General features: G+C 41.8%; 15 protein-coding genes. 11 read left to right on the top strand and 4 right to left on the bottom strand.

The annotated features are described in order from the left end of the window. The first annotated feature begins 174 nt into the window (after positions 1–174). The 8 genes from C6W18_RS07390 (at position 175) to C6W18_RS07355 (ending at position 7,478) form a co-directional block, all read left to right on the top strand. A complete protein-coding gene (locus C6W18_RS07390) occupies positions 175–1,548 on the top strand; it encodes a C40 family peptidase (protein WP_105926974.1) in 1,374 nt (457 codons plus the stop codon). A gap of 234 nt (positions 1,549–1,782) precedes the next feature. Beyond that, positions 1,783–2,733 (top strand): thioredoxin-disulfide reductase, encoded by a 951-nt coding sequence (trxB, locus tag C6W18_RS07385; protein ID WP_034317405.1) that lies wholly within the window; start codon positions 1,783–1,785, stop codon positions 2,731–2,733. A gap of 357 nt (positions 2,734–3,090) precedes the next feature. Then, positions 3,091–3,555 (top strand): 8-oxo-dGTP diphosphatase, encoded by a 465-nt coding sequence (locus C6W18_RS07380; protein ID WP_034316616.1) that lies wholly within the window; start codon positions 3,091–3,093, stop codon positions 3,553–3,555. Between the two features lie 39 nt (positions 3,556–3,594). After that, positions 3,595–4,482 (top strand): RNase adapter RapZ, encoded by an 888-nt coding sequence (gene rapZ, locus C6W18_RS07375; RefSeq protein WP_034317408.1) that lies wholly within the window; start codon positions 3,595–3,597, stop codon positions 4,480–4,482. After that, positions 4,483–5,442 (top strand): gluconeogenesis factor YvcK family protein, encoded by a 960-nt coding sequence (locus tag C6W18_RS07370; RefSeq protein WP_105926970.1) that lies wholly within the window; start codon positions 4,483–4,485, stop codon positions 5,440–5,442. It begins immediately after the preceding gene. 17 nt (positions 5,443–5,459) lie between these two features. After that, entirely contained in the window at positions 5,460–6,410 is a 951-nt protein-coding gene (gene whiA / locus C6W18_RS07365; RefSeq protein ID WP_034316620.1) for a DNA-binding protein WhiA, read from the top strand. Positions 6,411–6,436: 26 nt separating this feature from the next. Then, positions 6,437–6,694 (top strand): HPr family phosphocarrier protein, encoded by a 258-nt coding sequence (locus C6W18_RS07360; protein ID WP_008348124.1) that lies wholly within the window; start codon positions 6,437–6,439, stop codon positions 6,692–6,694. A gap of 40 nt (positions 6,695–6,734) precedes the next feature. After that, entirely contained in the window at positions 6,735–7,478 is a 744-nt protein-coding gene (locus tag C6W18_RS07355) for an arylamine N-acetyltransferase family protein (protein WP_105926968.1), read from the top strand. Positions 7,479–7,527: 49 nt separating this feature from the next. Here C6W18_RS07355 and C6W18_RS07350 read toward each other — a convergent pair whose 3' ends face one another. Together C6W18_RS07350 and C6W18_RS07345 are read right to left on the bottom strand one after the other, a co-directional pair. After that, on the bottom strand, positions 7,528–8,016 hold the full coding sequence (locus C6W18_RS07350; protein ID WP_034317411.1) for a ribonuclease: 489 nt from the start codon (positions 8,014–8,016) through the stop codon (positions 7,528–7,530). 179 nt (positions 8,017–8,195) lie between these two features. Continuing rightward, positions 8,196–9,176, bottom strand: a complete 981-nt coding sequence (locus C6W18_RS07345) for a 2-hydroxyacid dehydrogenase (protein WP_105926966.1) — start codon at positions 9,174–9,176, stop codon at positions 8,196–8,198. A gap of 562 nt (positions 9,177–9,738) precedes the next feature. On the opposite strand from C6W18_RS07345, the gene C6W18_RS07340 reads away from it, so the two are divergent. After that, entirely contained in the window at positions 9,739–10,320 is a 582-nt protein-coding gene (locus C6W18_RS07340; protein ID WP_105927427.1) for a beta-class carbonic anhydrase, read from the top strand. Between the two features lie 37 nt (positions 10,321–10,357). After that, positions 10,358–11,980: a SulP family inorganic anion transporter gene (locus tag C6W18_RS07335; RefSeq protein WP_105926964.1), complete on the top strand. Its 1,623-nt coding sequence runs from the start codon at positions 10,358–10,360 to the stop codon at positions 11,978–11,980. A 29-nt stretch (positions 11,981–12,009) separates the two neighbouring features. Here the strand turns inward: C6W18_RS07335 and C6W18_RS07330 are convergent, their stop codons facing one another. Then, positions 12,010–12,351, bottom strand: coding sequence for a MazG nucleotide pyrophosphohydrolase domain-containing protein (locus tag C6W18_RS07330; protein WP_105926962.1), 342 nt, complete (start codon positions 12,349–12,351; stop codon positions 12,010–12,012). A 136-nt stretch (positions 12,352–12,487) separates the two neighbouring features. Between C6W18_RS07330 and C6W18_RS07325 the strand changes: the two genes are divergently transcribed. After that, positions 12,488–13,066 carry an LOG family protein gene (locus C6W18_RS07325; protein ID WP_034316626.1) on the top strand — a complete coding sequence of 193 codons (579 nt, stop codon included), beginning with the start codon at positions 12,488–12,490 and terminating at the stop codon, positions 13,064–13,066. Positions 13,067–13,112: 46 nt separating this feature from the next. Here the strand turns inward: C6W18_RS07325 and clpP are convergent, their stop codons facing one another. Next, entirely contained in the window at positions 13,113–13,709 is a 597-nt protein-coding gene (clpP, locus tag C6W18_RS07320) for an ATP-dependent Clp endopeptidase proteolytic subunit ClpP (RefSeq protein ID WP_003212962.1), read from the bottom strand. Positions 13,710–13,948 lie beyond the last annotated feature (239 nt).

Below are 13,948 nucleotides of genomic sequence, written 5' to 3'. Positions count from 1 at the left end.
CAAAGACATATATTTAGATATTTTACTATACATAATGAAACACCTAGTGATAGAAACAATCTGGTCAACATCTGACTGATAAATCAGGAAGAAAGACATAGAGAGCACAGATTGGTCGCAGAGAATTTGCTGCTTTCTCATGTCGCTTGGAAATTGTCAAAGGAGGAACTATTCGTGAAAAAGTTTATTACTTTCGGTTTAGCTTCGGTCATTGGAGCGAGCGGTTTATTTATCCCATTTACTCATGAAGCAAACGCACAGAACTTTGAACAAAAGAAACAAGAACTAGATAGCAAGCAATCTGAGGTAAACAAGAACCTTCAAAAGAAAAAAGAAGAGCTTTCAAAGCTTGAAGCAAAACAAGAGGCACTTGCACTAAAGCTAAAAGAAATTGACGAGAAAGCTTTAAAAACAAGTGATCAAATCGAAGAAAAACAAGCAGAAAATGAAAAAACAAAAAAAGAAATCAAAGCACTGAAAAAAGAAATTGCTGATACAGAAAAACGTATTGAAGAAAGAAACGAATTCTTGAAAAAGCGTGTACGTGCGCTTCAAGAAAGCGGCGGTTCTACGAAATACATAGATGTATTACTAGGAGCAAAAAGCTTTAGCGATTTCATTAGCCGTGCAGGTGCAGTATCTACACTGATCAACGCAGACAGCGAAATCATTAAAGAGCAAGAAAAAGACAAAGCTGAACTTCAAAAGTCTGAAAACGAATTAAACACAAAGCTTGAAGATGTTCAAAAGACACTTGCAAAGCTTGAAACACTTCAAACGGACTTGAATAAACAGCTTGATGAAAAAGACAAGCTATTCAAGCAAGTGAAAAAACAAAAAGGAAGTGCTTTTTCTGAAATCAGCGAGTTAAACAGTGAGGCTAACAGCATTGCATCTGAAAAAGACGCAACAATTGCTGCTCAAAAACAAGCTGAAAAAGACGCAAGAGAAGCAGCTCAAAAAGCAAAAGAAGAAAAAGCACAAAGACAAGAGCAGCGTCAAGCTAGTGTTCAAACGGAAGACAACAGCTCAAATAACGACAACAGTCCATCTTCAAATAACAGTGGGTCATCTAATAACAACAACAGCAGTTCACCAAGCAAGAAGCCATCTTCTGGCGGTGGATCACCTGTTAGCAATAACGTAGGCGGAATTGAAGGTGCTATCAGCACCGGCTCTACCATTGTTGGTCAATCTCCATATAAATGGGGTGGCGGCAGATCACAAGCCGATATTAACGCACGTCGTTTTGACTGTTCTTCATTCGTTCGCTGGGCATTCGCATCAGCAGGCATCAACCTTGGACCAGTTGGCGGTACAACAACAGATACGCTTGTAGGTAAAGGAAGAGCTGTAAGTGCATCTGACATGAAACGCGGAGACCTTGTGTTCTTTGATACGTATAAAGTAAATGGACACGTTGGTATTTACTTAGGAAACGGTACATTCTTGAACGATAACAGCTCTCGCGGTGTTTCAGTTGACTCAATGAGCAACGTATACTGGAAAAAAGCGTTCAATGGCGTTGTAAGAAGAGTCGTTGAATAAATCACTACTTTGTATATAACCGTAAACAGGCTTCCTTAAACAGCAGTTTAAGGAAGCTTTTTCTTTTTTTGAAGATATGAGCAAATGATTCGCTTATTCCCCGCAGATTTAATAGGATATGGGTAAGGAATAAAAGCTAACAATGGAAAGGATGCTTTCTGTCATGAATGGAAGCATCACCCAAGGGCATTCTAATAGGAAATGCTAGCAGCAATTGAAGAGGGAGTGACAGTTGTGTCAGAAGAAAAAATCTACGATACGATCATCATTGGAGCGGGACCTGCCGGAATGACAGCCGCTGTTTATACATCACGGGGAAATCTTTCAACACTGATGATTGAAAGAGGAATTCCAGGCGGACAAATGGCAAATACGGAAGATGTTGAGAACTATCCTGGCTTTGAAAGCATTTTAGGGCCGGAACTTTCAAATAAAATGTTTGAGCATGCGAAGAAATTCGGTGCTGAGTATGCATATGGCGATATTAAAGAAATTGTGGACGGTGAAGAGTACAAAATCGTCAAAGCCGGTTCAAAAGAATACAAAGGACGATCTGTCATCATTGCGGCAGGTGCTGAATACAAAAAAATCGGTGCACCAGGTGAAAAAGAACTTGGCGGCCGTGGTGTATCATACTGTGCAGTATGTGATGGTGCCTTCTTTAAAAACAAAGAGCTTGTGGTGATTGGCGGCGGAGACTCTGCTGTAGAAGAGGGTGTTTATCTTACACGCTTTGCATCAAAAGTAACGATTGTCCATAGACGCGACAAACTTCGTGCCCAAAGCATCTTACAAGCACGTGCCTTTGATAATGAAAAAATCGACTTCATGTGGAATAAAACCGTAAAACAGATCAATGAAGAAAACGGAAAAGTTGGCAGTGTGACATTCATTGATACCGTGACAGGTGAAGAAGAAGACTTCAAAACAGACGGCGTCTTTATCTATATCGGTATGCTGCCACTCTCTAAACCATTTGAAAACCTAGGAATTACAAATAAAGAAGGCTATATTGAGACAAACGAAAGAATGGAAACAAGAGTTGAAGGCATTTTCGCAGCGGGTGACATTCGTGAAAAAACACTTCGTCAAATTGTCACAGCAACAGGTGACGGAAGTATTGCAGCACAGAGCGCACAGCATTATGTAGAAGAGCTTGCCGAAAAGCTAAAAGCAACGAAATAAACGGCTGTCGTAAATCCTTAATATAGCGTCACGGGCTTTTAACTGGAATGTAACACGGGTGAAACAATTATCCGTTATGATAAAACTAGTAATTGACCCCCTTTTATAAGGAATACATGTTTGGCACGGATGTGAATCCGTGTCCTTTTTTTTGCATAAAATCAGAAATTCACGAGATGTTCACAAATGACGCATGGAGAACCGTTAAATGTTGTAAAATAAGGAGTAGAGAAATTGGACGTCACATCCTTCATACGAAAACCTGTCTGTTTTCGGTGAAGAACGGGCATGTTCATTGTGGGAGTCAGGATGAACCTGTATAATAAGAAAAAGACATATAAGAGTAGGTGACAGCTGATGCAACGAGTAACCAATTGTGTGCTGCATCACGAAGATCAAGTTCTCTTGCTGCAAAAGCCAAGACGCGGCTGGTGGGTAGCGCCTGGCGGCAAAATGGAAAGCGGAGAATCGGTCAAGGATTCAGTCATTCGAGAATATAGAGAAGAAACAGGCATTTATATTTTAAATCCGCAGCTAAAAGGTGTTTTTACCTTTATCATAAAAGAAGGCGATCAAATCGTTCAAGAGTGGATGATGTTCACCTTTATGGCAGATTCATTTACCGGGAAAAACGTGACAGAGTCAGAGGAAGGCATTTTAAAATGGCATGACGTACAGGATGTGCCTAGTTTGCCGATGGCTCCTGGAGACTCACATATTCTTGACTTCATGCTAAAGGGAAAAGGACTTCTCCATGGTACTTTTACGTATACACCAGATTTTGAGCTGATTGCTTATCGGTTAGATCCTCAAGGAGACTAATACATGAACCGTTTTCATAAAGAAGGAGAGGGAGCAGGCATGAATACGCACAAACAAGATGATATTCAGCTTGTGATTATTACAGGAATGTCAGGTGCAGGGAAAACCGTTGTCATTCAAAGCTTTGAAGACTTAGGTTACTTCTGTGTGGATAACTTACCGCCATCACTTTTACCGAAGTTTCTAGAGCTCATGAAGGAATCGAATTCAAAAATGAGCAAGGTTGCCCTTGTGATGGATTTGCGCGGACGCGAATTCTTTGATAGCTTAGTTGCTGCCTTAGATGAAATGAATGATATCAGCTGGATCACACCAAGGATTCTGTTTTTAGATGCAAATGATAAGGTGCTTGTTTCGAGATACAAAGAAACGAGACGTTCGCATCCCCTTGCGACAACAGGACTGCCGCTCGAAGGTATTGCAATGGAGCGCGAGCTGTTAGAGGAGTTAAAAGGCCGATCTCAAATGATTTTAGATACATCGGATCTGAAACCAAAACAGCTTAGAGAAAAAATTGTCACACACTTTGCCACCAATCAAGGGCAAGTGTTTACAGTGAATGTGATGTCATTTGGATTTAAATATGGTCTACCGATTGATGCTGATCTTGTATTTGACGTGAGATTTCTACCAAACCCTTACTATATTGAGAGCATGCGTCCACAGACTGGAAACGATGAAGAAGTGCGCTCCTATGTGATGAAATGGAGTGAAACGCAAAGATTCACAGAGAAATTAATCGATCTTCTCAGCTTTATGCTTCCGTCCTATAAACGAGAAGGGAAAAGCCAGCTTGTGATCGCCATTGGCTGTACAGGCGGCCAGCATCGATCTGTGACGCTAGCGAACTATTTATCCGAGTATTTTAAAAACGATTACTATACACATGTCACTCACCGGGACATTGAAAAGAGAAGCAGAAAATAGATGACGACACTACCAAAGGTTGTCATTCTTGGTGGCGGTACTGGCTTATCTGTTTTGCTCAGAGGGCTAAAAACAAAGCCAGTGGATATTACCGCCATTGTAACGGTTGCTGATGATGGGGGCAGCTCAGGCAGATTGCGTCATGATTTGAATATTCCGCCTCCAGGCGATATTCGAAATGTACTGGCGGCACTTTCTGATGTTGAACCGCTTGTAGAAGATTTATTTCAGCACCGTTTTAACAAAGGAAATGACTTAACAGGCCACTCACTTGGAAACCTCATTCTTGCGGCTATGACAAATATAACCGGTGATTTTTTTCATGCCGTCACAGAAATGAGTAAGGTCTTAAATGTGAGAGGAAAAGTATTGCCAGCAGCGAATTCAAGTGTTGTTCTTCATGCTGAATTAGAAAATGGGCAAGTGGTGACAGGAGAATCAAAAATCCCTACCTATGGAGAAAAGATTAAACGAGTGTTCCTCACACCAAATACGATTGAGCCGCTCCAAGAATCCATTCAAGTCATCCGTGAAGCTGATTTGATCGTCATTGGGCCTGGCAGCTTGTATACGAGTATTTTGCCGAACTTGCTTGTACCGCACATTGGAGAAGAAGTGATTCGTTCTAAGGCGAAAAAAGTGTATATTTGCAATGTCATGACGCAGCCGGGGGAAACGCTTTCCTATAGTGCGGCTGATCATGTGCAGGCATTAAACGATCATATGGATCGACCGTTCATTGATATCATTTTTGTGAACAATAAAGAAATTCCAGAAGAAATCAAAGCAAAATATGCAGAAGAACAGGCGCAGCCTGTACAGTTCGACACCGATGTACTCAAAGCAATGGGACTGGAAGTCATCCCTGGAGAAATCATTACATATGACCAACATGTGATTCGTCACGACACGCTCAAAGTGGCCTCACTGCTCGTCGACCTGCTGAATCAGAAAAAATAGGAATGGGGGTGGCAAGGATGTCATTTGCATCCGAAACAAAAAAAGAGCTGACTAATCTGGACGTGAAGGACTGCTGCTCAAAAGCAGAGCTTTCTGCCCTCATCCGTATGAACGGTTCATTATCTTTCTCAAATCGAAAATTGATTTTAGATATACAGACAGAGAACGCAGCCATTGCAAGACGTATTTATACGCTGCTCAAAAAGAAATATGATGTGACAGTCGAGCTGCTCGTACGTAAGAAAATGAGATTAAAAAAGAATAATGTGTATATTGTCAGACTGGTAGAACGAGCGAAAACCATTTTAGAGGATTTGAAAATATTAGGTGAACAATTTGTATTTGAGCGCAATATTTCAGAAGAACTTGTGAAGAAAAGATGCTGCAAGCGTTCCTATATGAGAGGTGCTTTTTTAGCAGGTGGCTCTGTGAATAACCCAGAAACGTCTTCCTATCACCTTGAGATTTTTTCACTATATAAAGAACATAACGATGCCCTTTGTGAGCTGATGAATCAATTCCATCTCAACAGTAAAACTCTTGAACGCAAAAAAGGGTATATCACATACATGAAGGAAGCGGAGAAAATTACGGAATTCTTAAGTGTTGTGGGTGCTCATAACTCATTGCTTCGTTTTGAAGATGTGCGAATTGTCCGAGATATGAGGAATTCCGTGAACCGGCTCGTCAATTGTGAAACAGCAAACTTGAATAAAACGATCGGTGCATCACTGCGTCAAGTCGAAAACATTCAATTCATTGATGAAAAAATTGGACTTGATGCCCTGCCGGATAAACTGCGTGAAATTGCGAAACTTCGAATCGACTATCAAGAAGTCACGCTAAAGGAACTTGGCGAAATGGTGGAAAGCGGCAAAATCAGCAAATCAGGCATTAACCACCGCTTAAGAAAGCTAGATCAAATTGCAGAACAATTACGAAACGGACAAGCTGTTACACTTAAATAGGGAAATAAAAAAGGGAGGCAGATCATATGGTGGAAAAAACGGTCACAATCCAGCTGAAAACAGGTTTACAGGCACGTCCAGCTGCTTTGTTCGTACAAGAAGCCAATCGCTTTGGTGCTGATATTTTTCTAGAGAAAGATGGAAAGAAGGTCAATGCGAAGAGCATTATGGGTCTCATGAGTCTTGCGATCAGCTCTGGGGTCACTGTCAAACTGATTGCAGATGGTGCAGATGAACAGGAAGCCATTGATGCGTTAACGGATTTTATCAATCAAGAAAACTGAGTCTCTTCATAGGCTCAGTTTTTTTTAGGAGGGAATGTGGATGATTCAATCAGCCTTTTTACAGAAGATCGGATACGAAGGCCAGTCCATCACCTTTGATCACTTGCCTGCTTTATTAAAAAAGATGGCGTATACGTTTCCATTCGAAAACAGATCTGTGCTGAACAAACAATCCTACGACTTGGATCAAGAAGGGTTGAAGCAGCATCTTCTTGAAGGAAAGAGAGGAGGTCTTTGTTATGATCTCAATCCTCTCTTATCTTATGTGTTAAAAGAGGCAGGACTCGCTGTACAGCTCGTTCAAGGGACAGTGTATAACAATGAAGCGGACACGTGGGCAATTGATGGCACGCATGTAGCCATAGTCCTGAAACATCAAAACGAACGCTTCCTCATTGATGCAGGTTTCGGAGCCAATTTACCTCTTCAGCCTGTACCCTTTACAGGAGAATGGGTGGAAGCATCGTCTATTCATTTTCGCGTCAAAGCAGAGGAAACCGAAAAAGGGACACACTTGCTCCAATTAGATAGGGGAGAAGGTGCTGAAACAGGCTATGCTTTTACATTAAAAGAAGTCGATGAGCACACTTTGGTCCAAATGAGGCAGGAGATTTATGAAAATGAAGCATCCCCTTTTAACAAAAGACCGCTTGCTTCAAAGCTGACGCCAACAGGACGTGTGGTCGTCACGGAGGATCATGTCACCACACATGAACAAGAAGAAGTGTCGAAAAAGCCGCTCCCGCAGCCTTTTGAGGATTACGTGAAAACCCTTATACCGTGAACAACATCAAAAGACAGCCCGTTTGACCTAGGGCTGTCTTTTTCATTGATTAACGAATACGTGTAAATGTCGCATAGTGGTCTGTTGTTTTGTAGATGAGCCAGTCACTTGAATACACGAGGCGGTCAGCATTACGGAAGCCGGAGACGTAGTTGATATCTGCCTCACGCCATGTTCGGCCGCTGGCTGAAGGAAGACGTCCCTCCCGGTTAGAGAAAACATCTCCACCGATGCTTTTGCCTGGCGCAACCTCCGCTAGATTTCCCTTCGATGCAACCCATCCAAGAGCACTTGCTTGTGATTTTGTGATGTAATTATCAGGTAGTCGCTTGTAGCGAATTAAATAGTCTGCCACTCCATCAAACGTATTAATGACGGCAAGGGTTCGCAAATCTGGTGCAAGTTGAATGGAAGCCGCTTCATTCGTGGTTGTTGGTGTAAGAGGTGTTTCTGCTTGAGCTTGCTGCGGGATAAATCCAGAAAACAGAATAGCAGCGATCAGAGCGAACATAGTAAAAATCGAACTTATTTTTTTCATCTTCATCCTCCTATAAAGGAAATCGGATGCTGTCCTCTTGTTGCTTGTCTACCCCATATTATAGCACCCGAACATGAAGGAAATGTAAAGAATCAGGATCTTTGCTAAAATGAGGCTTTTTTCCCGAATCCATTCTGATGAAATAAATAAAAAGACGCAGTTCCCTGCGCCTTTTCCCATTAAGTTGTGGCAAGCTCCTTCACAACATCAACAGGGGCCTTTCCATCAATTCCATGAATCACATTATGAATGGCTCGTTTGAGCATGAGATCTCTTGTTGTTTCAGTAGCTGAACCGATGTGAGGGGCAAGAGTAACCTGGTTCATCTCCTTGAATGGATGATCTTCTTGAAGCGGTTCTTGCTCATACACATCAAGACCTGCCCCTTTGATCCATCCCTCCTGAAGCGCCTGAATCAGACTTTGCTCATCCACTGTTTTTCCGCGGGAGATGTTCACGAATAAAGCTGTCTGCTTCATTAACTTAAATTCTCGTTCTCCCATCATATGATACGTTTCTTCGGTTAGCGGTGTGATCAAGACAATGATATCGGCTTGCTTCAGCAGGTCATCAAGTGCGCAATACACAGCGCCATACGTCGATTCAGCCTTTTCATTCCGACTCCGGTTATGATAGAGGACGTTCATATCAAAACCAAGTGCTGCCCGTTTGGCTACTTGCTCCCCGATACGGCCCATGCCAATAATGCCGAGCGTTTGATGATGAACATCGATGCCAAATATATCTTCTTCCTGTACAAATTTCGTCCATTTCCCCTCGCGTATAAAACGATCAAGCTCGGCAATTCTTCTCGCAGAGGAGAGAATGAGCGAAAAGGCAAGATCAGCGACGGTATGATCAAGTGTATAAGGAGTGTGCGTGCCGAGCACCCCTCTATGTTTCATGGCTTCTATATCAAAGTTGTCATAGCCGACAGAGTTATTGCTCACCACCTTGAGTTTTGGTGCGTGATCTAATAGCTCCTGATCGATTTTCGTTCCAGACGTCAAAAGGCCATCAGCATGTTGTAGCTTCTCAAATAAAATATCTCTTGGAATGGGGGCCTTGGATTGCCACACCTCGTATGTACAATGTTCCTTTAGCATCTCCTCAAAAGAGGCAGGTAAGGGTTTGGCGACAAAAATATGTGGCTTTATCATCAACTCGCTCCTTTCAAATGGTTGGTCATCTTTCTCCTTTTATTATAAAGCAACCATTTTGGCAGTACACGTTTGAATATGAGCTACTCAATATTTAATATACTGAAATAATGGGAAAGAAGACGTTTTTTTAGTGAAAGATTAAATTCATCAGCCATCTGACGTCTTTTTATTATGTAGAAAAATGAGTAATTAGTAGATGTGGCATAGAAAAACGCCGGATGTTTTGAGAGATAATCTGACAAACTGGAAAATAGATCGAGGCTTTTTGATAGAAAATTTATTATATTTGAAGTGTATTAAACGGGACGGCCATTTTCTACTAAACCTTTTCATCGTCTTTTGTTGAAATGAGAGCCATTATTTGAAAGCAAAAGCCGCATATCCCCTGTGCTGAAGCGGAATAAAGGGCAAAATAGAGAAAATGCTTACATTTTTTCTCATTGTTTTCTCATTTTTTTCTTTTTTTTCTATCATTTTTCTTCTCTATGCTTGAGAGCACACAAGGGAAAAGGAGGACAGGCAAGGCGTTACAGCTTAAAAAAAGATGGGAGATGGCAACATGGGATCAAAATTAGAACAGATTCTTCAGCACAATGCAGAGTTTGTGAATGAGAGACATTATGAGCCTTACAAAGCGGGGAAATTTCCTGAAAAGAAACTGGTCATTTTAACTTGTATGGATACACGTCTTTTGGAACTATTACCGCAATCCATGGGGCTGCGTAACGGTGATGCCAAAATTATTAAAAATGCTGGAGCCATCGTCACACATCCATTTGGCAGTGTCATGCGGAGTATTTTACTAGCCATTTATGAGCTGAAAGCAGAGGAAGTATGCATTGTCGGCCATCATGAATGCGGAATGGCAGGCCTTGCGGCAGACCCTTTACTTGAAAAGGCAAAAGCACGGGGAATTGAGGAAAAGTGTTTGAGCATTGTGAAAAGTGCAGGTGTCGATTTAAAGGGCTGGCTGACAGGCTTTGATTCAGTGGAAGAGAGCGTATCTCAAAGTGTGAAATTGGTCAAAGAGCACCCGCTCATGCCAAGTGATGTGGCTGTTCATGGACTGGTGATTCATCCAGCAACAGGAAAGCTAGATGTCGTTGTAAAAGACAAACAGATCGATCCACAGTATACCTAAATCATCTACACATACTTGAAGGAGGCCAACACATACCATGCGTTTTTATGGAAGATTTGAAGGTTATGATACATCAAAGTTTAGACGTGATTTAATCGCTGGGCTTGTCGTGGGCGTTGTGGCAATTCCTTTAGGCATGGCATTTGCCATTGCATCTGGTGTCGGACCAGAATATGGATTATACACAGTCATCGTTGCCGGCATTTTGATTTCATTGTTCGGTGGTTCAAAGTATCAGATCGGCGGGCCGACCGGGGCGTTTGTTCCGATTTTATTCGGAATTGTCAGCCAGTACGGTATTGAAAACTTGCTCATTGCCGGTTTTATGGCAGGCTGTATGCTTGTATTGTTCGGAATATTCAAACTAGGGAAGCTCATGAAATTTATTCCTCGTCCGGTTATCATCGGCTTTACTGCTGGCATTGCTGTCATTATTTTTTCAGGGCAGATTGCCAACTTCCTCGGATTAAAGGGTGTTGAAAAGCATGAAAGCTTTTTCCTCAATATGAGAGAAATCGTGGTCCATCTCGGTACCACAAATAGTCTCGCTATCATCACAGCCGTCATCGGGCTCATCGTGATTTTGATGGCGCAAAAATACATTCCCAAAATACCTGGTGCTCTATTAGGTCTACTCGTTTCAACATTTGTAGCCGTTCTCTTTTTTCAAGGACAAGTTGAAACCATCGGCTCTGCATATGGCGAAATCCCTCGCCAACTGCCAAGCTTCGCTTTTCCTGAATTAACGATTGAAAAAATAATATACCTACTGCCTCCAGCAATTGTCATTGCGCTTTTAGGCGGCGTGGAGTCGATCTTGTCAGCAATGGTCGCTGATCATATGAAAGGCTCTAAGCATGACAGCAACAAGGAGCTTGTCGGGCAAGGAATCGCCAATATGGCGGCACCGCTCTTCGGAGGGATTCCAGCGACTGGAGCGATTGCACGTACGGCAACGAACATCAAAAATGGCGGAGCAAGTCCGATTTCAGGTGTTGTGCATGGCGTCGTTGTATTGCTCATCTTAATGCTATTTGCGCCATATGCATCCATGATTCCACTTGCTGCCATGGCACCAATTTTAATGTTTGTTGCTTGGAATATGAGTGAGAAAAAAGAGTTTATGAATATTGTGAAAGTGAGAAATGCGGATTCACTTGTACTTGTCGTGACCTTCCTCTTAACGGTCATAGGTGATTTGATTATTGGGGTCACCGCGGGCCTCATTTTAGCATTTATCGCCTTTATCAAAAAAATGAGCCAGACGACCAACATTCATGCAAATGTTGCGGTTCCCCAAATAGAAACGGAAGCCACTTTAGAAAAACACGCCGATCAGAAAGGAATTAGTATGTATTCCATTGAAGGACCACTGTTCTTCGGTACAACAGATTCATTGGAAAATTCGATTTTGGATCATGTCCAGACAAAGCCGAAAACGCTCATCCTGCTCATGAATAAAGTCAATTATATGGATACATCAGCAGAAGCGGTCCTGATGAATATCTCCAATCGTTTAAAGCATCATAATGGAAAACTGATGATTGTCGGACTTCAATCACAGCCAAAGGAACTTTTGCATCGTACTGGCCTTTTCCATCATATTGGAAAGCAGCATTTCTTTGAACGAACGGATGATATTTCACCACAGCATCTATAAGGGAATAAAAAAAGCACGTGACAGTTTGGTCACGTGCTTTTTGCCTGTTCTATCTCAGTAGAAAAACGTTTTGTGAGTTTCTGTTGATGAGAGGCGAAAACCTCTTCTAATGTCACATCATAAAGATCAGCTAAAACGAGTAGATTCGCTAACACATCACCCATTTCTTCGATAAGGTCTTTCTTTAACTCTAGTGTTTCTTGTATTTTTTCATCAGGCCGATCACGCCCAATTTCTACGGCTCTAACCGCACGAGCGAGTTCTCCCGTTTCTTCCATAAGGAAGCCTAACCGAATAAACGGCCCGTATTTTCTCCAATTTCTCATTTCGTAAAACTCCTTGATCCACTTCTCTATCTCAGTTGTTTGCATTTTCTTTATACAGCTCCTTATATGGTGTTCATTTTTTCATTTTACACTATATATAGACGAATCGGCTGTTTCTTTACAATTAATTATAGTAGAATGAGTGAGTGAAGAAATCATAGAGAGAGATGGAGCTGTTTTGATGAAAACGATTTGTGTGTTTGCTGGTTCGAATCCAGGTGTGAATGACATCTACAAACAAAAGGCTGTCGAGCTAGGTGCTTATATGGCAGAGCAAGGAATCCGTCTAATATACGGCGGCTCACGAATTGGACTAATGGGAGCCATTGCAGATGAGGTATTGAAAAATGGCGGGCAAGTCATTGGGGTCATGCCAAAAGGGCTTTTTAGAGGAGAGGTTGTGCATCAAGAGCTAACAGAATTAATAGAAGTAAAAGGGATGCATGAACGAAAAGCGAAAATGAGTGAGCTGGCCGATGGATTTATTGCCATGCCAGGCGGCTTTGGTACATATGAAGAATTATTTGAGGTGTTATGCTGGGCGCAAATTGGGATTCACCAAAAGCCAATCGGATTGTATCAAGTGAATGACTATTTCAAGCCGCTCATTGACATGGTGAAGTTCAGTGTACAGGAAGGTTTTTCGAATGAATCGCATCTTCAATTATTGCATTCTTCCGCAGAGCCGGAAGAATTGATTTCACAGATGGCATCTTATCAAACACCAACTCTTCAGCAGAAATGGACGGAGCTGTCTTAATAACAAAAAACCGTCTGTTCAAAGGAGCAGACGGTTTGTTTTGTCATTATTTTTGTTCTTCTGCATTACGTGTCAAGACTTTGTCAATGAGTCCGTATTGAAGAGCTTCTTCTGCTGTTTTGAAGTTGTCACGATCTGTATCGCGCTCAATCACTTCAATTGGCTGACCAGTACGTTCAGCAAGTACTTGGTTCAGTTTATCGCGTAAAGAAAGGATTCGTTTTGCCGCAATTTCAATTTCTGTCGCTTGACCTTGGGCACCGCCTAGTGGTTGATGAATCATCACTTCACTGTTTGGAAGGGCATAACGCTTACCTTTTTCACCAGCAGCAAGTAGGAACGCACCCATTGATGCAGCCATACCAATACAAATAGTTGATACCTTTGGTTTAATAAATTGCATCGTATCGTAAATGGCCATACCAGCTGTGATAGAACCGCCAGGGCTGTTAATGTAGATAGAGATATCTTTCTCTGGATCTTCAGCTTCTAAGAAAAGCAGCTGTGACACGATGGAGTTGGCAACATTGTCATCGATCGCAGAACCAAGCATGATAATACGGTCTTTTAAAAGACGAGAATAGATGTCGTAAGCTCTTTCCCCACGATTTGTTTGTTCAATGACTGTAGGTATTAAATTCATAATGTTCCTCCTTCACCTTTTAGGTAAGTATGTAACTCAATGATACATTTTTGGTCAATAAAGGTCAAACAAAACGCTGACCTAAAATCAAATCCCTCTATCCATTTTCCCCAAAGTTCTTGCACTTCAAACCATCATATGAGTATATGTATTTGAAAGAAGAAAATACATTGGCAGGTCTGATGATTCATTATTGCATTCTTGCAGCATTTCCCTTATAATTTGATATGCTGACGTTC

The organism is Bacillus sp. LLTC93 (genome assembly GCF_002993125.1).
GTDB classification, from domain to species: domain Bacteria; phylum Bacillota; class Bacilli; order Bacillales; family Bacillaceae; genus Bacillus; species Bacillus zhangzhouensis.
Note: the sequence above shows the minus strand (reverse complement) of the source record. Positions and strands in the feature narration are given on the sequence as shown.